The sequence below is a fragment of the bacterium genome (assembly GCA_019695335.1).
GTDB lineage: Bacteria > CLD3 > CLD3 > SB21 > SB21 > JABWBZ01.
This window is the reverse complement of sequence record JAIBAF010000043.1, coordinates 12,198-32,020: the sequence shown is the minus strand read 5'-3', so window position 1 is coordinate 32,020 and position 19,823 is coordinate 12,198. Positions and strand designations below refer to the sequence as shown.

17 protein-coding genes and 1 tRNA gene are annotated in these 19,823 nt (G+C 41.3%); 5 read left to right on the top strand and 13 right to left on the bottom strand.

Annotated features, from left to right (window positions below):
* Positions 1–25: 25 nt before the first annotated feature.
* A complete protein-coding gene (gene pepE, locus K1X84_11480; protein MBX7152256.1) occupies positions 26–718 on the top strand; it encodes a dipeptidase PepE in 693 nt (230 codons plus the stop codon).
* Positions 719–803: 85 nt separating this feature from the next.
* Here the strand turns inward: pepE and K1X84_11475 are convergent, their stop codons facing one another.
* The 4 genes from K1X84_11475 to icd all read right to left on the bottom strand — a co-directional run bounded on the left by K1X84_11475 (position 804) and on the right by icd (position 3,760).
* Positions 804–1,259 (bottom strand): DUF2752 domain-containing protein, encoded by a 456-nt coding sequence (locus K1X84_11475; protein MBX7152255.1) that lies wholly within the window; start codon positions 1,257–1,259, stop codon positions 804–806.
* A 3-nt stretch (positions 1,260–1,262) separates the two neighbouring features.
* Positions 1,263–1,979: a hypothetical protein gene (locus K1X84_11470; GenBank protein MBX7152254.1), complete on the bottom strand. Its 717-nt coding sequence runs from the start codon at positions 1,977–1,979 to the stop codon at positions 1,263–1,265.
* Positions 1,980–2,070: 91 nt separating this feature from the next.
* Positions 2,071–2,376, bottom strand: coding sequence for a hypothetical protein (locus K1X84_11465; GenBank protein ID MBX7152253.1), 306 nt, complete (start codon positions 2,374–2,376; stop codon positions 2,071–2,073).
* An 88-nt stretch (positions 2,377–2,464) separates the two neighbouring features.
* Entirely contained in the window at positions 2,465–3,760 is a 1,296-nt protein-coding gene (gene icd, locus K1X84_11460; GenBank protein MBX7152252.1) for an NADP-dependent isocitrate dehydrogenase, read from the bottom strand.
* A gap of 298 nt (positions 3,761–4,058) precedes the next feature.
* On the opposite strand from icd, the gene leuS reads away from it, so the two are divergent.
* The 3 genes from leuS to K1X84_11445 are packed head-to-tail and all read left to right on the top strand — an operon-like array spanning position 4,059 to position 7,419.
* The gene (gene leuS / locus K1X84_11455; protein MBX7152251.1) at positions 4,059–6,515 is read left to right on the top strand and encodes a leucine--tRNA ligase; all 2,457 of its coding nucleotides are present in this window, start codon (positions 4,059–4,061) and stop codon (positions 6,513–6,515) included.
* Between the two features lie 13 nt (positions 6,516–6,528).
* Positions 6,529–7,086 (top strand): hypothetical protein, encoded by a 558-nt coding sequence (locus tag K1X84_11450; GenBank protein ID MBX7152250.1) that lies wholly within the window; start codon positions 6,529–6,531, stop codon positions 7,084–7,086.
* Between the two features lie 3 nt (positions 7,087–7,089).
* Positions 7,090–7,419 carry a cupin domain-containing protein gene (locus K1X84_11445; GenBank protein ID MBX7152249.1) on the top strand — a complete coding sequence of 110 codons (330 nt, stop codon included), beginning with the start codon at positions 7,090–7,092 and terminating at the stop codon, positions 7,417–7,419.
* A gap of 58 nt (positions 7,420–7,477) precedes the next feature.
* Here K1X84_11445 and K1X84_11440 read toward each other — a convergent pair whose 3' ends face one another.
* From K1X84_11440 to K1X84_11410, 7 genes are all read right to left on the bottom strand, one after another.
* Positions 7,478–8,482, bottom strand: a complete 1,005-nt coding sequence (locus K1X84_11440) for a hypothetical protein (protein ID MBX7152248.1) — start codon at positions 8,480–8,482, stop codon at positions 7,478–7,480.
* Between the two features lie 49 nt (positions 8,483–8,531).
* Complete coding sequence (purN, locus tag K1X84_11435; GenBank protein MBX7152247.1) at positions 8,532–9,149, bottom strand: phosphoribosylglycinamide formyltransferase; 618 nt, start codon at positions 9,147–9,149, stop codon at positions 8,532–8,534.
* A 160-nt stretch (positions 9,150–9,309) separates the two neighbouring features.
* Positions 9,310–9,588, bottom strand: a complete 279-nt coding sequence (locus tag K1X84_11430; GenBank protein ID MBX7152246.1) for an HU family DNA-binding protein — start codon at positions 9,586–9,588, stop codon at positions 9,310–9,312.
* A gap of 298 nt (positions 9,589–9,886) precedes the next feature.
* Entirely contained in the window at positions 9,887–10,630 is a 744-nt protein-coding gene (locus K1X84_11425; GenBank protein ID MBX7152245.1) for a 16S rRNA (uracil(1498)-N(3))-methyltransferase, read from the bottom strand.
* An 11-nt stretch (positions 10,631–10,641) separates the two neighbouring features.
* On the bottom strand, positions 10,642–11,181 hold the full coding sequence (locus tag K1X84_11420) for a tetratricopeptide repeat protein (GenBank protein ID MBX7152244.1): 540 nt from the start codon (positions 11,179–11,181) through the stop codon (positions 10,642–10,644).
* Positions 11,182–11,193: 12 nt separating this feature from the next.
* A complete protein-coding gene (locus tag K1X84_11415; protein MBX7152243.1) occupies positions 11,194–12,444 on the bottom strand; it encodes a BamA/TamA family outer membrane protein in 1,251 nt (416 codons plus the stop codon).
* Positions 12,445–12,506: 62 nt separating this feature from the next.
* Positions 12,507–12,578: transfer RNA gene (locus tag K1X84_11410), tRNA-Asn, on the bottom strand.
* A gap of 240 nt (positions 12,579–12,818) precedes the next feature.
* Between K1X84_11410 and K1X84_11405 the strand changes: the two genes are divergently transcribed.
* Positions 12,819–13,730, top strand: a complete 912-nt coding sequence (locus K1X84_11405; GenBank protein MBX7152242.1) for a hypothetical protein — start codon at positions 12,819–12,821, stop codon at positions 13,728–13,730.
* Between the two features lie 40 nt (positions 13,731–13,770).
* On the opposite strand, the gene K1X84_11400 is transcribed toward K1X84_11405, so the two are convergent.
* Both K1X84_11400 and K1X84_11395 read right to left on the bottom strand, forming a co-directional pair.
* Positions 13,771–18,837: a sigma 54-interacting transcriptional regulator gene (locus K1X84_11400; protein ID MBX7152241.1), complete on the bottom strand. Its 5,067-nt coding sequence runs from the start codon at positions 18,835–18,837 to the stop codon at positions 13,771–13,773.
* 5 nt (positions 18,838–18,842) lie between these two features.
* Positions 18,843–19,817: a YihY/virulence factor BrkB family protein gene (locus tag K1X84_11395; GenBank protein ID MBX7152240.1), complete on the bottom strand. Its 975-nt coding sequence runs from the start codon at positions 19,815–19,817 to the stop codon at positions 18,843–18,845.
* Between the last annotated feature and the right edge of the window lie 6 nt (positions 19,818–19,823).

The window sequence follows — 19,823 nt, the reverse complement described above, 5'->3', positions numbered from 1 at the left end:
CAGATTAATTTAAGGAGTCACTAGCATGCGTCTTCTTCTGATCAGTAACTCAACTCAACACGGCGGAGGCTATCTGGATCATTGTGCCGGTGAGATTAAAGATTTTCTGGGTACTGTTAAAAATTTATTATTTGTACCGTATGCGTTGAACGATCTGAATGGTTATGCCGGAAAGACCCGCGATCGGTATACGCAAATGGGTATACAAGTCGAATCCATTCATGAATTCAACAGCGCGAAACAAGCTGTAAAAAATGCCGAAGCGATTCACATCGGAGGCGGTAATACATTCCGGCTTCTTAAACGGCTGTACGACGAAGACGTGATTGAGGCTATTCGCGAAAAAGTTAAAAACGGAATGCCATACATCGGCGCAAGCGCCGGGACCAATGTGGCGACCATCTCGATTAAAACCACCAATGATATGCCGATTGTTTATCCGCCGTCATTTGATGCGTTAAACTTGGTGCCGTTCAATATCAATCCGCACTATCTTGATCCGGATCCGAATTCAACGCATAAAGGAGAAACGCGCGAACAACGTATTATGGAATTTCATGAAATGAATGATCAGGTTGTTGTCGGATTGCGAGAAGGAGGAATGCTGAGAATTGAGAATAAAGCCGTGATGCTGAAAGGCAATAGCGCGCGAATTTTCAGAAAAACACAAGCTCCGGAGGAATACCAGGCAGGATCGTCGTTGGATTTTTTATTGTAATTGTATGCCATGTCACTTCGAGTTCATCGAGAAGTGACGGTTGATAATACAGTTCTCGACAAGCTCGAACTGACAATACCGCTGCTTACAATATTGCCAATAAATGTTGAACAATTGGCATCGGCTGAAATTCATCAAAATGAGTAGCCATCCGAATAATGCCAAAAACCAGAAGCGCTAGAATAAACCCGGTTTTTGATTTAGACCAAATCGGGTCCGGCAAAAAAGGAAAAGATTTTCTCCAGAAAATCCATATCAAATCTTTTATCGTCACCCACGCCCAAAACCCAAAAACAATAATGCCAAACGGATTCATTCGCAGTGAATTCCAGAGATCGCCGTGAGCGAGATAAACGAAACTTCGAGTGAAACCGCAACCCGGACAGGGTAAATTCGTCAGGTTTTTAAAAATACAAATTTCGAATCGACCTTTTTCAAAAGGTTCCACAAGAAGACTGACAGCTAAAACAAAGAAGAAAAGGGAAATATATTTCAATTTTACTTTATCGTCGGCCGTTAATGTATTGTTGAGAATTAACATTGATTATAATTGTATTTGTTGATTAAGAACTGCTTTCAGAGCTTTAGCTTTTACAGTCTCAAAATCATACTCACCTTCAAAGAAAGTTTCCATATTTACTTTTTCAATTTCAAACAAATAAGTCACACATAACCTGTATTCAAAATATTTGAAAGAATAAGAATCCTCTCGTTGATTGGCCTTCAGCAGGGCAATTCCCTTTTTAATATCGAAAGAACTATCTTTGGAGATGAAATCGCAATAGCCTTCCTCTTTCCATTTTGGAATAGACAAACTTCTAATCTTACCGAATTTTTTGTCAATTAAAACATGTCCGATTTCATGTGTCAATACCGATTTGATCTTCATGGAAAGTGAATTGCGAGCGACGATTGTTTCTTCATTCCAATCGGCGACTGAAAGAACAATATAATTCGTCAACGGGCTGGTCGAACCAAAAGAATTTGGACCTATTGGATACAGCATCAAATACTCAAAATAGGAGTCACAAAAGAAAATGGTGTAAGTGTCGTTTTCATCGAAATCTCGGATTTTTTTTAATTGTTTGTCAACATTGTCGATTATTTTTTCCACCGATATAGCCTGATGGGAATATATCTGAAAATTTTTAATTTGGACTTCGTTTGAAAATAATGGCTGTGGAAATATAAGCAGTATGGTATAAACTAAAGCAATTATATTGGATAAAACAGCAGTATAAAGTACGATTTTTTTCATCATATCATTTTACATTTGAGTCAATAGAAGAAAAGGGAAATATATTTCAATTTCCCTTTTTCTTCGTCAGTCAAGGCTTTAAAAAAACCGATCATTACTTGACCATGTTGAGTTTTTCACCGTATTGACCAATCACTGGCAACGCGGCAACTTTTCCTTGCGCTGCATTGATAATTCCGATAACCCACAATACGAAACCAAATAATTGGATCAAATAGCCGACCAGAACGATCGACAATACGCCGCCGATCAGGAATACGATGAACAACAGAATTTGTTGTTCGAGGTGGTACTGGCAGAAGCGGTTGTCTTTGGCCGCCAATAACGGAATCAAAAAGCAGCACAGATAACCGAGAATTGCCATGACTTTACCTTTTTCGATATCTTCTGCGGTCGGCATCGGTCTTCCGCCCGGCGTTCCTGAAGTAGTTTGTTCCGACATAACACGTCCTCCTCTAATGGGTTATGAAATACGGTTAATTAGGGATTTACATATTCTTGATAATTTCGTCGCCGAATTCGCTGCATTTGATTTCTTTGGCGCCGTCCATCAAACGCGCAAAATCGTACGTCACGGTTTTATTAGCAATCGATTTTTCGAGGCCTTTGATAATCAGATCTGCGGCTTCCGTCCAACCCATGTAGCGAAACATCATGTCGCCGGAAAGAATGACAGAACCGGGATTAACTTTGTCGAGGTCGGCATATTTCGGGGCGGTTCCGTGCGTTGCTTCGAAAACAGCATGACCGGTAACATAATTAATATTACCGCCGGGTGCGATGCCAATGCCACCAACTTGTGCGGCTAAAGCGTCGGACAAGTAGTCGCCGTTAAGGTTCATCGTTGCAATGATGTCAAATTCCGTGGCGCGCGTGATCGTTTGCTGGAAAACAATATCGGCAATAACGTCTTTGATCAGTATTTTTCCGGACGCAAGCGCAGCTTTCTGTTCTGCATTGGCCGCCTCTTCGCTTTTGTCTTTTTTCGTGCGTTCCCACTGATCCCACGTGTACACTTTGTCGGCAAATTCCCTTTCCGCTAAGGCGTATCCCCAATTGCGGAACGCGCCTTCCGTATACTTCATGATATTGCCCTTATGCGCAAAGGTTACGCTCTTGCGTTTATTCTGGATAGCATAATGAATCGCCGCACGGATCAAACGTTCGGACCCTTCGACAGACACCGGCTTGACGCCGATACCGGCGGAGTCAGGGAATCGGATTTTCGCATATTCTTTTGGAAACTGTTCTTTTAATAATACTTTGAACCGTTTGTTATCATCCGTTCCGTTTTCGAATTCAATACCGGTGTAGATATCTTCGGTATTTTCACGGAAGATCACCATATCGACGTCTTGCGGACGTTTGACGGGAGAGGGAACGCCTTGAAAATACCGCACGGGGCGCAAACATACATACAGATCGAGTAGTTTACGCAAAGCCACATTCAGACTGCGAATACCGCCGCCAATCGGGGTTGTCAACGGCCCTTTGATGCTGACTAAATATTCTTTGCACGCGGTGATAGTATCGTCCGGCAACCAGTTATTGAATTGCGTAAACGCTTTTTCACCGGCGAAAACTTCGAACCACACGATTGTACGTTTTCCGCCGTACGCTTTTTGTACAGCCGCATCAAATACACGTTGAGATGCACGCCAGATATCACGGCCGGTGCCGTCGCCTTCGATGAAAGGAATAACCGGATTATCCGGAACTTTTAATTGGCCGTTCTGAATAACGATCTTTTCACCATTTTTAGGAGGTTGGAGTTGCTGATACACAGAAGTCTCCTTCGGTTATTGGATGGTAGAGTAGTTTGATAAATTCGTTTCAACTCAGATTGGATATGAGCCAAAACTTATGACCAGATTTGTCAAAAAGAAGTGTAAAGAAGACGCATGAAATATAAAAACAGGCCGGTGAAAACACAAGGATTTTTGTGAACGAATAATATTACTGCGTTTAGGATCTTTCAGGGTTTTATCAACACTCTTCTAATCAATATATTGCATTTCGCCTGCCGTTTTTTTATAATTCACGCAACTTATGAGAAACAACGAATCGCTCAAGGAATGATGCATGTCCGGTAAAATTGAGTCAAAAACCGAATCGAATGTTGCCCGCTACGATTTTGCCGAAATCGAACCGAAATGGCAAAAATACTGGGAAGAAAACAAAACCTTTCACGCTATCGAAGATCCGAAATTTCCAAAAGAAAAACGTTATTATGTCATGGATATGTTTCCTTATCCTTCCGGATCGGGATTACACGTAGGACACACGGAAGGTTATACCGCGACGGATATACTGGCGCGTTATAAACGCATGAAAGGATTTAATGTCCTTCACCCGATGGGATGGGACGCTTTCGGTCTTCCTGCCGAACAATATGCCGTAAAAACCGGAGTTCATCCGGCCATTACAACCAAACAAAATGTCGACAATTTTAGAAGACAATTAAAATTAGTTGGATTTTCCTACGATTGGGATCGTGAAGTCGATACGACCGATCCGAAATATTTTAAATGGACACAATGGATTTTTATTCAATTATACAAACGCGGTCTTGCTTACCTCGCAGAAGTTCCTGTCAATTGGTGTCCCGAATTAGGAACTGTTTTAGCCAATGAAGAAGTTCCGGAACAAATTGAAAAAGGATTTACCGTTGTTCGGCGGCCAATGCGTCAATGGATGCTAAAGATAACGGCGTATGCCGATCGGCTGCTGGATGATCTTGCATTAGTCGACTGGCCGGAAAATATCAAAGAAATGCAACGCAACTGGATCGGGCGCAGCGAAGGCGCCGAAATTAATTTTCCAATCAAAGGCTTGGCTGACAGCCTTCGCATTTTTACGACGCGTCCTGATACGATCTTTGGTGCAACTTACATGGTGTTGGCTCCAGAACATCCGCTTGTAGATGCGATAACAGTCTCATCGCAGCGAGCGGCTGTTGACGATTACAAGAAAAAAGCTGCATTGAAAAGCGACATGGAAAGGACGGAACTGGCCAAAGAAAAAACCGGAGTGTTTACTGGCGCTTTTGCTGTCAATCCGGCGAATCAAAAAGAAATTCAGATCTGGATTGCCGATTACGTTCTGGTCAGTTATGGTACCGGCGCAATCATGGCTGTGCCCGGGCAGGACGAACGGGATTGGGAATTTGCCGAATTATTTAATCTTCCTATTATTCGTACCGTGCAGCCTCCCGCCGATTTTTCCGGTAAAGCTTATACCGGTGATGGCCCTGCGATTAACAGCGATTTTCTCAATGGCTTGAATATCGACGAAGCTAAGAATAAAATTATTTCGTGGCTGGAATCAGAAAAAATCTGTCATTCCAAAATTAATTATAAACTGCGTGACTGGCTTTTTTCCCGCCAACGTTATTGGGGCGAACCGTTTCCGATCATTCATACAGAAAACGGTGAAATAAAACTCATCGATGAATCCGTTTTGCCGATTACATTGCCGGAAGTGAAGTCTTATAAACCCGCAGGAACCGGTGAATCACCGCTTGCAACGATTTCAGATTGGGTTGACACCATCGATCCAGCGTCCGGCAAAAAAGCCCGGCGAGAAACCAATACGATGCCGCAATGGGCAGGTTCTTGCTGGTATTATTTACGCTACCTCGATCCGAAAAATGAAAAAATGTTTTGCGACCCTGAAAAAGAAAAATACTGGATGCCGGTGAATATGTACATTGGCGGCGGCGAACACGCAGTTTTGCATTTGTTGTACGCCCGTTTTTGGCACAAAGTATTGTACGATCTGAAACTTGTGTCGACGCCTGAACCTTTTATGAAACTCATCAATCAGGGAACAATTCTCGGTGAAGATTCTCAGAAAATGTCCAAGTCGGTCGGTAATGTGATCAACCCGGATGACATTATCAAAGAATACGGCGCCGATGCTCTTCGATTGTACGAAATGTTTATGGGACCATTGACGGCAACGAAGCCGTGGAGCACCAACGGCGTTGAAGGTGTTTACCGCTTTTTGCAGCGTGTGTGGCGATTGGCCATCGATGCGGACGGGAAACTCAGCGAGCAAGTGAAAGACGTCGAACCCTCGATAGAATCGCTTCGTGTGCTACACAAGACTATTAAAAAAGCTGCTCACGATATCGAGTCGCTTGATTTCAATACGGCGATTTCTCAAATGATGATTTTTGTAAATGAAATGACGCCGCTTGCTGTTCGTCCGAAAAAAATTATTGAACAGTTTGTTTTGGTTCTCGCACCGTTTGCTCCACATTTGGCGGAAGAGCTTTGGTATAAGCTTGGCCATACTAAGTCATTGGCACACGAATCTTTTCCTGATTACGATGAAGCTCTGACAGTCGATGATGAAGTTACGGTTGTCATTCAGGTGAATGGGAAACTGCGCGATAAACTGTTAGTTAAAAAAGGAACCGATAAAGCTGTGCTTGAGGAATCGGCTCTTGAAAAAGCTGTTCAATGGACAGCTGGTAAGGAATTGCTGAAAGTCGTAGTTGTGCCTAATAAGTTAGTTAACATTGTCGTAAAATAAAAATCTGTTCACCATGTATAAGTATATTTTATTAATTCTGTTTTTCATTTTTTTATCCTGTTCAAAAAAACAGCCGGATATTGAGACGGATGTGAAGCCGTTGGAGTTGGATCTGCCATTGCTTCATGAACGTAATCTGGATTCCGTTAAGCTATTGTCGTATGAAGACCGGTTGTTGGCGTTTTCGATCGATTTAGGTCAGCGTAGTACCGATTTCAATCGACGGCTCGGTTTAACTATTTCAGCCAATACACCGGACAAAAGTTGGATCAATGTTATTGAAACCGTTTGGGAAAGAGATAATTACACAAAAGCCAAATCGGCCAATTTGAATTATTTGCAAAACTTTCGTTCAGTTATTGATTCGCCCGAAAAAAAATTTCGACCCTACTACGATGATCTGATTCAATCACATAACCGACTCATTAATAATTACGAAATCATCTCCAAGTATCGTGAATTCGCCAATATGTCAGCTATTCTCGACAGTGTTTTGACGAATGAACTTGCAATTAACGCATCGTTGCGTCAATTTGAAAATTTCATGCGTGAGAAGAAAAAATTAAAGTAAGTCATGTCAGGACATAAAATTTCCCTCATTGAAGCGACTCATTCGTTAAAAGAATCCAACCGCGAGTTCAAGGTGCTGTTTGAGCGTGGGAGTTTGTCCGTCGAACTTTACAGGCCTGATCGGGTCGATAAACAAAAACCGCATGATCGTGATGAAATTTACGTAATAGCTATTGGTTCGGGAAAGTTTGAATTGGATGGCACATCGATGGCGGTAACTGACGGCGATTTTTTGTTTGTTCCTGCCGGCGTGCATCACCGTTTTTTTGAATTTTCTGAAGACTTTACAGTGTGGGTGTTTTTTTATGGACCAAGCGGAGGAGAGCACGTTTAGTCCGGAAAAAAGAAAAGGCTGTCAGTTTTTGACAGCCTTTTTTTGTTTCAATACGATCTTACTTCTTAACGGAAACTACTTTGAGTTTCACGCCCGCAGCAATTTTATCCGCGATTGTTTTACCGCCTTTTTCAACATCACAGGTTGATGACCATCCGTCTTCGCCAACTGATTTAACTTCGAGTGAACCAAGATCCGTTGTTTTTTTACGCATTTTACCGGCAACTTCCATTTCCGTTTCAGTGTAGACTTTAAATTTGTCTCCTTTTTTTACGCCGATATCTTTACCGCAAGTAATATTCACGCGTGTAGCGCCTTCTTTTTTGGTCTGTTTGACGATTTCAAAGATTTCTCCTTCGACAGGAAACGCATCGCGCAGCCAGTTTTTAAGATCTTTTGAGCATTCATCCAAGCCTTTGTAAGCAGCTTTGGAAGGCGTTGATTCATACGCATCCAATAACGCCATTCCTAATATTTTAGTGCCTTCAACTTCCGTGCTGCCTTTAACGCGCTTGGAGCCGGTTACTTGACCCGTGCCGACTTCAATCAGGGTTATCTGCAATTCGACTGTGCCTGAATAGCCGAGCAATTTACTTTTGTCTTTCGGGTCGTAATACGGATTGGTGCTTACCTGTTGAATTTGCCCATTGACGATATATTGCGCGCCCAGCAAGGCGCCAATCTGTGCTACAGAATTCGGGTCGACATTATCCGAAAGCTGGAAATCTTGTTCCTTCATGATTTTTTCCATTGCCGTACGGTCAATCACGGTAAATCGTCCTGTCTTGAAAAACGCATCGACCGATCGTTGTGTTGCAGCTTCAGCAAAGGCAACTAAGGCGGCAGCATCGGCAAAGGGCGATTCAGGTTGGGCTTGCCAAGTTACATTGCCCGGTTGCCAACTCCATGACTGACGTGCGCCGTACTGCTCAGCGATCTTAACGGCATCGAAAGGCAGGATCGCAATTTTAGATTTTTCAACGTCAATGTTGGTCTTACCTTGCGCAAAGACGGCGCTGGCGGATAATAGGATTACCGCAGCAGTAAGAAATAACTTTTTCATTTCCTTCCTCCAAGTTAGTGATTTCAGTTTAGTAAATAAGCCATAACAATTATTGGATAATAATCTTTCTATTATTAATTACAACACGATTTTCTGCAAACAACTGGATCGCCTGCCAATACGTGTCGTATTCCATTTGTTGTATACGCTTTCCAAGACTTCCTGCAGTGTCGTTGGAAAAAACTTCTACGCATTTTTGCATAACAATTGCACCATGATCGTATTCTTCATCGACAAGATGAATGGTAATACCGCTAATTTTTGCACCGTAATTGATCACCGCTTCGTGTACATGCAAACCGTACATGCCTTTTCCTCCAAATGAAGGCAGAAGAGCAGGGTGAATATTCAGAATTTTGTTAGGATACTTACGAATAATCGGCGTTCCGATTTTCTTCATATATCCGGCTAGTACAATAAATTCGACTTTATAGGTATCAAGTTCTAAAAAAAGCTCCTCATAAAACTTATCTTTGGATGAAAAATTTTCCGAAGAAATATGGCAGTATGGAATGGTATTTTTTTTTGCAAAATCCAGAACGCCCGCATCAGCTTGATTACTCACAATGAGGGCTATTTTAGCTTTCAATTTATTTTCAGTAATGGCCTGATGAATAGCGGCACAATTGGTGCCTTGGCCGGAGGCAAATACTGCAAGATTCAACACAGACATTGCTTGATCAACATAATCTGAAGGAGGTAAATGTGGTCTAATTTATAGGAATCGTCGTGTTATCGCAAGGAAAAATAAAAAAGCCTTTCCGATGAAACGGAAAGGCTTGATTTTCGGCTTTTTTACCCTATTACGAAGCGGGAAGCCAAAAATTTTAGCTCCTCTTGACAGCATCTTTCAATGCTTTACCTGCACGGAATTTCGGTACTTTAGCGGCGGCAATTTTCAGCGTAGCGCCGGTTTGGGGATTTCTTCCGATGCGGGCTTTCCTTTTCGAAACAACGAAGGTTCCGAAACCAACTAACGTAACGGCTTTTCCTTTTTTCAAAGACATGGTGACGGCATCCACAAACGACTCTAACGCTTTTTCAGCTTTCGTTTTGGGTACGCCGGCATCTTTTGCCATTTTGGCAACGAGTTCTGCTTTGGTCATTTCAATGACTCCTATTTGTTGAACCAACGAAGCAACGTAAACAATTATAATACGTGCTTCGTAAAATTTCCGTCTGCGGGTAAACAGACACTCACTTTGAGAAAAGACAGGGATGAAATCAAATAAGAACATCGGAAGATAATTCTTCCGGAAGCTAAGCAGACGTGCATTTCATTGCAACGCTGTCATTCAAACGCAGTAAATATAATTTAACGTCTGAATTTTGTCAAGAACTATTTTGCTGAAGACGCTGATTTTTTGGGGTTTTACAGACACTATGCGGAAAAGAGACCTTATTTTAAAGGAATGGCGGGCACTCGATGTTTGAAAAAATGCTCATCGCAGCAATAGCAGCCGTTTCTGCTCTTAGCCGGCGTGATCCCAGCGAAAGCACTTCAAATCCTGCATCATGAACGGCATTAATTTCTTCATCGGTAAAACCACCTTCAGGGCCAATACATATCAGGATCGATTGAACAGGACGATCTTTCAGGCTCGATACATAACTCAATGCCGAATGATCGGATTTTTCATGAAAAATGATTTTGATATCATAAATCGATTTAAGAAGGTGCTCGAACGATTGAATATCTTTGATCATTGGAATAATGGATCGACGGGATTGCTTAGCTGCTGATAATAAAATTTTTTGCCAACGTTGAATTTTGCTTAAGCCTGGTTCCATCAAACTCCTACGTGTTCGGAGCGGGATAATTTCAGAAACGCCTAACTCGGTCGCTTTTTCAATGATCCATTCAAAATGATCTTTGGTAATCATGGATTGGGCCAATGTGATCGCATACGATAATTCTCTTGGGCGATTGTGTGTACGTTGAATAGTGCATTCAACGCAGTCTTTCGATGCGCTAACCAACTGCACTTCAAATTCATGTCCTATTCCGTCAATGGCGAAAAACTCATCGCCGACTTTTTTTCTAAGGACTTTTACACAGTGATGTGCTTCTTCATTTTTAAGAATTAAAATTTGACGATCCAGAAATACATCCGAAGGATGTACAAAAAAATATTGGCTATCGCGCATAAGAAGTTCGTTTAATCTTTTCCGGAAGACAATGTGTCGGATTCAACTGGAACGGTTATCTCGATGTCTTTGCCCATATTGTCCAACTCAAATTGAACGGAAGGCGCCAACTCATGATTGGGATATTTTTTAAGGAAAGAATGGTAATAAGTTTTGGCCGAATCAAATTGCTGGAAGTAATTCGAATAAATAAAGCCTTTCATGAAGTAAGCCTGAGCAGTCAAAGGATTGGCCGGATATCGTTCGATCAACTTTGTGTAACAGGCAATGGCGTTGTCAAACTCACGAAATTGATCACAATAAATTCTGCCCATGGAGAGCAACGCATCGGAATTTTTGGGATAATCCGGAAACTTTTCTACGAGAATTGTTAATCCGTCTACGGCATGCTGAGGTTTTTCCTCGCCGATATAATTTAAAGCTTTACGGTAAATATCATCGGCCTTCAAACGATCCCAATGATTTTTTTCAGTTTCATCGGAAGTCGTGATACGACTTCCGGCCGTGCAAGAAAAAATTACCAACATCCAAAGACATGAGAACAAACGCATGAATACGATCCTTTACAATTTCTGTACGATTCTAAAATTAAATTGCCAATCGCCACGTTTTGTAGTGATACCGCGTTTCAATGCCCATGCACAATCGAAACGGATCCAGTCGCCCATGGCCAAACCGGTACCGACGTCGGCTTTAAAATCTTTTAATTGGACACCATCGAAATTAACAAGGTTTTTATTATCTCGATTAAGCCACACGTAACCGGCGTCGGCAAAGAAAATCAAATCGAAATTTTTAAAAATCCAACCGATTCCCCACATTTTTGCCAGTGGTGTTTTCGGTAAAAAAGAATTATTGAAAGCATAATCGATATTCAAAAGCGCGAGACGATTTCCGTTTTGAAATTCGCGATAGCGGTATCCACGTAAAGTTGAAATGCCTCCGGCGTCAAATAGAAATTGGTCTTGCGGCAACGTCACGCCGGAAGTATCCGATTCAAATACAGTTTTTCCCTGATGAGAGGCCAGCCGAAGTCCCACGACTAATTTATGCCGGGCAAAAAGTTTTTGATAACGTTTGAAAGTGACGTCGGTCCGATGGTATGAAAAGTCGCCGTTGAAAGAACTTTTAACCAGTCGTGAACTTTGGAGCTTTCCTTTAAAGTACCATGCGCTGACAAAGGCTAGCGGCGACGGTCGAAAATCGATTTCGTAATCTATTCCGACAAAATAGTCATTGCCTTCCGCGACAAGCGGGCTGGAAGCAAATATTTTCTTTCCGTTTATTTTGTCTCCGCCCCAATCGAAGAGGCTTTTCTTGGTCCGGTTTCGCAAACTTTCATACTGTTCCATTCCTGCAAAGCCGTTGACTTTGACCGTACCACCCCAATCTTTTCCAAAACGGATTAAGCCGCCACGTGACTCATAATGATCGTAAAAATCCGAACGGAACAACAATGCCCCGAGAGAATTCTGAATATCCTGAATAACGTAGGCGTCTTTACTGGCCGTGAGGCTGTGATACTCGGCTGAAAAAATATATTCATTATTGCCGGAAGGAAAAATTTTCTTTGCTTCGATTGCATATCGGGGGTATTTTCCTGAGAAAGCATAACCGGCACGTCCGATTAAATAAAAATCACGATTGAAAAAATACTGACCGGTTATTCCGGTGAAACCGCCATCGGCTTTATTATAACGCAACCAAGGACCGAGATTGAACTTATCCGTTTTTTCGTAGAGATAAAAATTGTACTGGGCAACGGCAGGTGTCGCAGCAAGAATAACGATGATCCAGAAAAAATATTTTCGCATCGCCGGCTCCTTGGATAATGAAAAAACCCGTTTACCGAAACGGCCAAAACGGGTTTTATATGCTGCTCAGGTAGGGCTCGAACCTACAACCCTTCGGTTAACAGCCGAATGCTCTGCCATTGAGCTACTGAGCAATTTTCAAGGGCACTAAAATAAAATTTCAGACCTATAAAGTCAAGATTTTTTTTAGAAAACAAGATTGAACACGCATGCTCTTTTTATCAAAAATATGTTGTAAATTGTTAACTACAAATAGTAGACGGCTTTTCCGTCAATGACGGGTTTTGTGATAGGCGAATTTAATTTAAACAAATATTTTTATTATAGATTATAACTGGCATAAAGATTGATTTAGCTTAGGCCAGAGGTGTCATATGAAAGATCATGTTATTAAATCGTTTCTTTTTTTAATGGTCTGGGTGGCTATTGGATGTGGGCATGGTGATGAAGATTTCAGCGATACGGCCATTTTAAAGAAAATAATAAAAGACGATCAAGAAGCTGTTTTCAATGTTGAAGTTGCCGATGATGCTAAAGCCGTCGACGATGATACGACAACCAGCGTATCTAAAACGTTTGCGATGTTAGGCAAAACCTATCACGCTGAAGCGCTAGTGGGTGATGGCGGTCTGAAGATTGGGCGAATTGTCAAAGTTAGGGAAGTGAACCCGGATATTCAGTTTATCAACGATACAACAGCCTTTGCGACGGTAACGTACTCATTAAATGGACAGTTCGTGGCGATTTATCCCAATGGTGATGGTCTGAGCAAAAATTTCACTCACACTATCGTAAGGTTTGTTACGTTTGTAAGACGTGAAAATCCGATCACGCAGGAAGAGTGGAGCCGTGTCAGCGTTTCGGCCGCTGTCGGATTAGCCGATAACAGTAAATTAGCCATTGATTCTCTGATTATTATAACGCCGAATGATACTATTGTTGCAGACAATCGATATGACCTTGTATTCCTTGAGAAAAAACACATAGTACTGAAACGAGGCGATCTTGTGACAGTCGAAATCGTCGCCGATAATGTAGTTAATATCAATGAAAATTTGTACGGGCGTGCTATTGTGGGAAGAAATAAAATTCGGGATGGGCGTAATTTTTTCAGATTAGCACAAGTTACTCCGAAACATTATGCCAGGACGTTTCGCATTCCCAATAATGCTCCGGCTGAATTTAACCAATTAACGATTGACATTATTACCAATGGGACCATTTACAGCCGGTTATTGCCATATGATTCGTTTTTGATGTTGATTCCGTTCAGGGTTGTTAATTAAGTGTGAACCTGTGGGGTTATTAATCTTCACAGGTTCAGTACTACAATCCCAGTTTTTTCAGTCGATCGTTCAAAGTCGTGCGTTTGATTCCTAATATTTCCGCAGCTTTTGATTTGTTTCCACCTGCGTTTTTTAATATCTGTTCGAAATAACCCCGCTCGATGGCCAATAGTTCCTCTTCAAATTCGCCAAGATTTTTTAATTTTTTATCATGGCCGTGTTTGCCGCCAAGATGAACGATCATCTTTGATTGCAAAGATTGTTTACGTTCGAATGGTGAGCGAACGTCTTCATTAAGGTTATCAAATGACAATTTTTTGGAATTTGAAAAAATAATCATACGTTGAACGATATTTTCCAATTCGCGAATATTGCCAGGCCATGAATATTCCATCATCGCGTCAACCAGATCTTTACTGACAGATTCGATGTGCTTGCGTTCCGCCTGGGAATATTTTTCTATAAAAAATTGAAGCAAAAAAGGCACATCTTCTTTTCGTTCGCGTAAAGCAGGTAAACGGATTGGAATAACATTCAGCCGGTAATATAAATCTTCTCTAAATAAATTTTGTTCAACTTGTTTCGCCAAATCTTTATTAGTCGCTGCAATGATCCGTACGTTAACCCTGCGCGACAAGGTTTCGCCAACTGGGCGAATTTCCCCTTCCTGGATTACACGTAATAACTTTGCCTGAAAATTCAACGACGTATTAGTGATTTCATCCAGAAAAATCGTTCCGCCATCAGCCTCTTCAAACAATCCTTTTTTGTCGTGATTCGCACCGGTAAAAGCGCCTTTTTTATATCCAAAAAGCTCGCTTTCAAGCAGATTTTCCGGAAGCGCGCCGCAATCGACGGCTATAAATTTTTGATTTTTTCTGTTACCGTTATAGTGAATGGCGCGGGCAACCAATTCTTTGCCGGTTCCGCTTTCTCCTTCAATCAAGACTGTAGCGGTGTTATTGGCTGCGCTTTCAATCAGGTGGTACACTTGCCGCATGGGTTTACTACGGCCGACAATATTATGAGTGATATACTTGCCTTGAATCGTCAATTTCAAGTCGACATTTTCTTTTTCGAGATTTTCTTTTTCATTGTAAACGGCTTCGTACATCGATGCGTTGTCAATCGCCAAACCGGCTAAATTTGCAAACGATTCAAGAAATTTCAATTGAGGAGTTCCAAAATGGTACGTGTCAAATTGCTTGTCGAGATACACGGCGCCGGCTATTTTATTTTTTATACGTAATGGAACGCACATAATTGATCGGATATGATAATTCACGATACTTTTGCGCTCTTTAAACCGCTCATCCATATTGGCGTCGGCCGTTACGATCGACTGGCCGTTTTCAAAAACTTCTTTGACGATGCTTTGGCTTATATTGGAAATATCCGACAAGGACTCGTGATCCATATTGCGTGCGACCTTGATTTCGAACGTGTCGGTTTGGCCGGTGTTCAGAATAATCAATCCACGATCGGCCCGGCTATGTTTGATGGCATTGTCCATGATTTTTTCAAAAACGATGGAACTGTCAAGCGTGGAATTGATGTCCTGAGTTATTTCATATAGTTGTTGGAACGATTGAATGTCCGATTCACGTTCTTCATCGAAGAATTTTTTGTATTCCTGAATAATTTCCTGATGGAGTGGAATGTTTAAATAACTTGTTTTGAAATCCGAACGTTTCAAAAAGCTTTCAACTTCTCTGATCTTCAGATAAGCTTTTTGTAAATAATGCGAGCGTTTGATTTTTTCTTGGGGATCCTCGATTAAATAATATTGAAACCATATTTCTTGGGCGGAGTATTCAAAATGCTTTCTTAATTCAAGCAGTTGCAGAGATTTTAGAAGTAAATTTTTTGCATGATGAGTGTCGTTTTTTTGAAACAATTTTGACAAAACAAAAAAACCAAGGATTTGGATTGATGAATCAGAAGATTGAATTTCGCCTACAAATTTCTCAATGCTTTCGGTTTCTTCGTTAAGCCGTTCTTTACTTATGAGAACAAAATTTGTTTCAACGGCAAAACGCATCAAAAGTATTTTAGTGTATACCGACCAAAACGGATGAGCATTTTTTTTGAAGAAAGATGCGCCATTTTCTAGGTAGCTACTGATCGCTGCATATTTCTTCATGAAAAAAAGTTGTTCGGCCATCAACAAACTATGAATGGCAAACGTACGATCATCATTATTTTTTTCACTTTTCAGTACTTTATCCAAGATAGAAATCGATTGATCGACTTGCCCCAACCGCATCAAGGTCAGCGATAAATTGCTTAAGGCCTTGTTCGTCATTCCCAAGTCATTGAGTTCAACACTGAGGTCTAAAGTTTTACTGAAATAATTATGTGCATCTTCAAATTGAGATATTTCATAATAAACCAAACCTTGATAATAGAAGTATCGCTGTTCCAATTGCTTGTCTTTATACGATTTCAAAACAGGTAAGGCTTGCAGAAAATATTCGGATGCTTGTTCGATACGGTTCGAATTTTTACAAAGAATGCCCAAGTTAAAATAGCTGTCAATTTGCTTAGCATAGTCGCCCAGTTTAAGTGCAATACTCAAAGCCGATTCAAATTCCAGGCGGCCTTTTTCAAAATCATCTTTTGAACCGTACACCGTTCCCATGCTATTATGGGCCTCCATCTCGAGGCGGTGATCATTTGTTTCAATGGCAATACGATGGGTTTCCTGATACCATTCCAAAGCTTGTTCCCACTTCGCTCGACGATAAAAACTCTTTCCTAACTGTCGGTACAATTGACCGAGTAAATATTCGTTGCAACGGTTCTTAGTAAGTTCAATCGCCTCTTCACAAGTTTTTTGTGAAGATTCGTAGTCGGAAATTCGTTCGAAATAATTGGCTTCGCGCAGTAATCCTTTTACTAAAAATTTTTTATCAGGATGCTTTTTGCCAATACCGATGATTTCATCAATGCTTTCTTTTTGCGCTCGACGCTCGCCGAGTTGATCCTGTAAGGCTTCCATACTGAAAAATTGTTCGGCGAGTAATTCGTCCTGCTTAGTTTCCTGTAGAATTTCACAAATCTCCAAGCAGCTCCGGAGAGAATCACGATACTGGAAGTTGTTTTTTTGATAATCGGCCAAACGTTGCAAAAAGTCCAAAGCTTTAGCTTTTTCCGTGCTACGAAAATAATGGTAAGCAATATCTCCAAAAGATTCGGGAAAATGAGTTTCATAAAAAACGGCTAAGAAATTATGCAGTTTATTTTTGTCTGATGGTTTGATCTGATCGTAGATATGCTCCCTCAAAAAACGGTTGTTAAAAATTAAAGCGTTACCCTCACGAGCAAGGATGTTTTGGCGAAGCAATTTGTCAAGTTCGTAAGAAAATTCAAATGCGATACCCGTTGCCAATAATGCATCGTAGGAAAAAACTCCGGGAAACAGTGAAGCCGCTTCGATTATTTTTTTCTCGGTCGGCGAAAGATACAGAACCTTCGATAGAACAAATTCGTTGATCGACAGAGACGTTGTTTTCATGTGTTCTGCAAACCATCGCCAGTCCTTATTTTTAAAAATCAAAGCGTTTTGCTCGATGGCTGCTTTGATTGTATTTTCTATCAAAAAAGGATTGCCGCGTGTTGATGAAAACAACCAGCGGAGGAAATCAACATCTAAAGTTTCAGTATTCAGCAAGTGGCGGGCTACTTCAGTGGTTTGTTGTTCAGAAAAACTTTCTAATTTAATTGATTGGGATGTTTCATCGGAGGCGAGCTGAACAATTGAATCGTCATGGCCCGCAAGGACAAACGTAACCGTCACGTTTTGTTGTAAATTTATTTTTCTGATCAAGTATTTAAAGAAATTTTGTAAAAAAGGATCAGCACGATCAGCATCATCAATCACGATGTAGGTGAATTCCAGGCCAATGCGTTGGATTACAAAATCGGACATAATGGAAAACAAAGAAGATTCATCATGTACGGAAAACGATTCTGTTTTTCCAAGGATCCATTGAATTTCTTCCTTCGACTCGTCCACAGGATTCGGCGTCGAAAATAAAACACTTTTCAAAAAATCTTTCATCGTTTCCAATGAACGATAGTAACCGGAAATGGTGAAATGAATATTGTGCCGGCCGGTTAACTGAAGATTTTCGACAAATTTTTTCAGTAAAACGGTTTTACCCACGCCTTCGTCGCCTATGATAAAAACGGGCTGATGCGGCTGGCTTTTTTCAAGCGCAGACAATTCATTATCGCGACAGAGAAGACATGCGTTCAGATAAACTTCATTAAAATCGGCCGGATGACCGAGAGCGGATTCAATGTCCGTCTGATGAGGTCGTAGATCGGCAATAATTTCGCCTACATTCTGATAACGATAATTTTGATCTTTGATTAACAGTTTAAGAACGATTTTTTTTAACCATTCTTGAATGAAACCGAATTGTGAATCAATGGTTTCGATTTTTTTCTCAAGGTGACTGACCACGATATTGACGACGTTGAAATCGTCAAAAGGATTGGCGCCTGTCAGCCACTCGTAAAGAATAACACCGAGCGAATATAAATCGGAGCGATGATCATAGGTTTCTTTTTTCAAAATTTCCGGCGCGGTATATTGTACGGTGCCTTGCAGAACATGGTCTGGTTTATCCTCGGCCGTTAAGGCGAGGCCAAAATCGATCAGCTTGATCTTGGCATCCGGATCGGAAGTCAATAAAATGTTGGCCGGTTTCAGATCGTGATGAATGATGCGATGTTGATGCAGATAATCAAGTGCCGACAAAAGTTGCAAAAAGGTTGTATAAAAAAGCTTTGCCGTCATTTGTTTCGACACAATATTATCGGCGAGGCTTTTCCCTTCAATGGTTTCCATTGAAAAAAATATATCGTTGCCAATCCGATGATAGGTGTACATCTCGGGAATATTCGGATGATGGAGCGGCGACACAAGGCGATATTCCCGTGCAAAAAATTGTTCGTTTGTACCAGAATTTTTTTTGATTATCACATGCCTTCCGGTCAAGCGGTCCCACGCCTTGTAAACAAGGCTCATGCCGCCTTCGGCCATGAGTTCCTGAACATCATAACGAGCATGCAGCACCGGTAGTGTCTTTTTCGCCATGTTACTTATTGGAGCTCTTTGATGGTGAGCGCCAGTTCTTTGGCGCTTTCGATTTTGGTGTTGGCAATTTCAGTGACTTCGGCGCCAATCAATAAAATGATCGACGCAAGATAAACTGAAAAAATCGTAATAATGATGCCGGCGACGGATCCGTAAAAAGCATCGTACTTCGAAAAATTATCCACGTAATAAGCAAAACCAAAGATGCTTAATTCCAGCAAAACTCCGGCCACAGTAGCGCCGAGTAAAGCAGCCCTTTCGTAAATGATCGTTTTGGGCAAGACTTTATACATGATGAAAAACATTGCAATAGTGAGTACATAAGGCATGATGGTCGTTGCGATGTTCCATACATAAGGTAAGTTTGAAAAATCAATTCCGAGCACGTCGCTGCCCTGGCGCTTTAACGTCTGAATGATCACGTTGACCATATTCGACATCATAAACAGCGAACCGGTGATCAGCACCATGCTTATTTCCACCAAACGGCTGACGAAATAATTTCGGCCTTTCACTCCGAAAATAGTTGTCATGGCGTCTTCAATTGCTGCAAATGCACCGCTGCTCGTCCACAAAAGCGACGCGGCGCTAACGACGGTTACCCATCCTTTATTCTCCATCAGTGATTTGACGTTGTGAATGAGATTACTGCGCATGACTATTTCCATAATAAACGCCCGTGCGCTCTCGGGCACTCGTTGGGTAACGTAGCTGACCATAAATTCTTCAGCTTCTTCCGGCGATTGGACAAATGATGAGATAATGGCGATGACGATAAATAACATCGGGATCATTGACAATAAAAAGAAAAACGAAATGGCCGCAGCATTGGTGGTTAATTTATGACGGTCAAAAATCCGGCGCTGTACAGTCGTAACATAAAAATAAACCTGTGATTTAAAAATATAGCCGGTGATTTTGATCCAGAGTACAATCAGCCAGCGAAAGCGTTTCATCAGAGATGCAGTAGTTTTTTTCATTGGGTA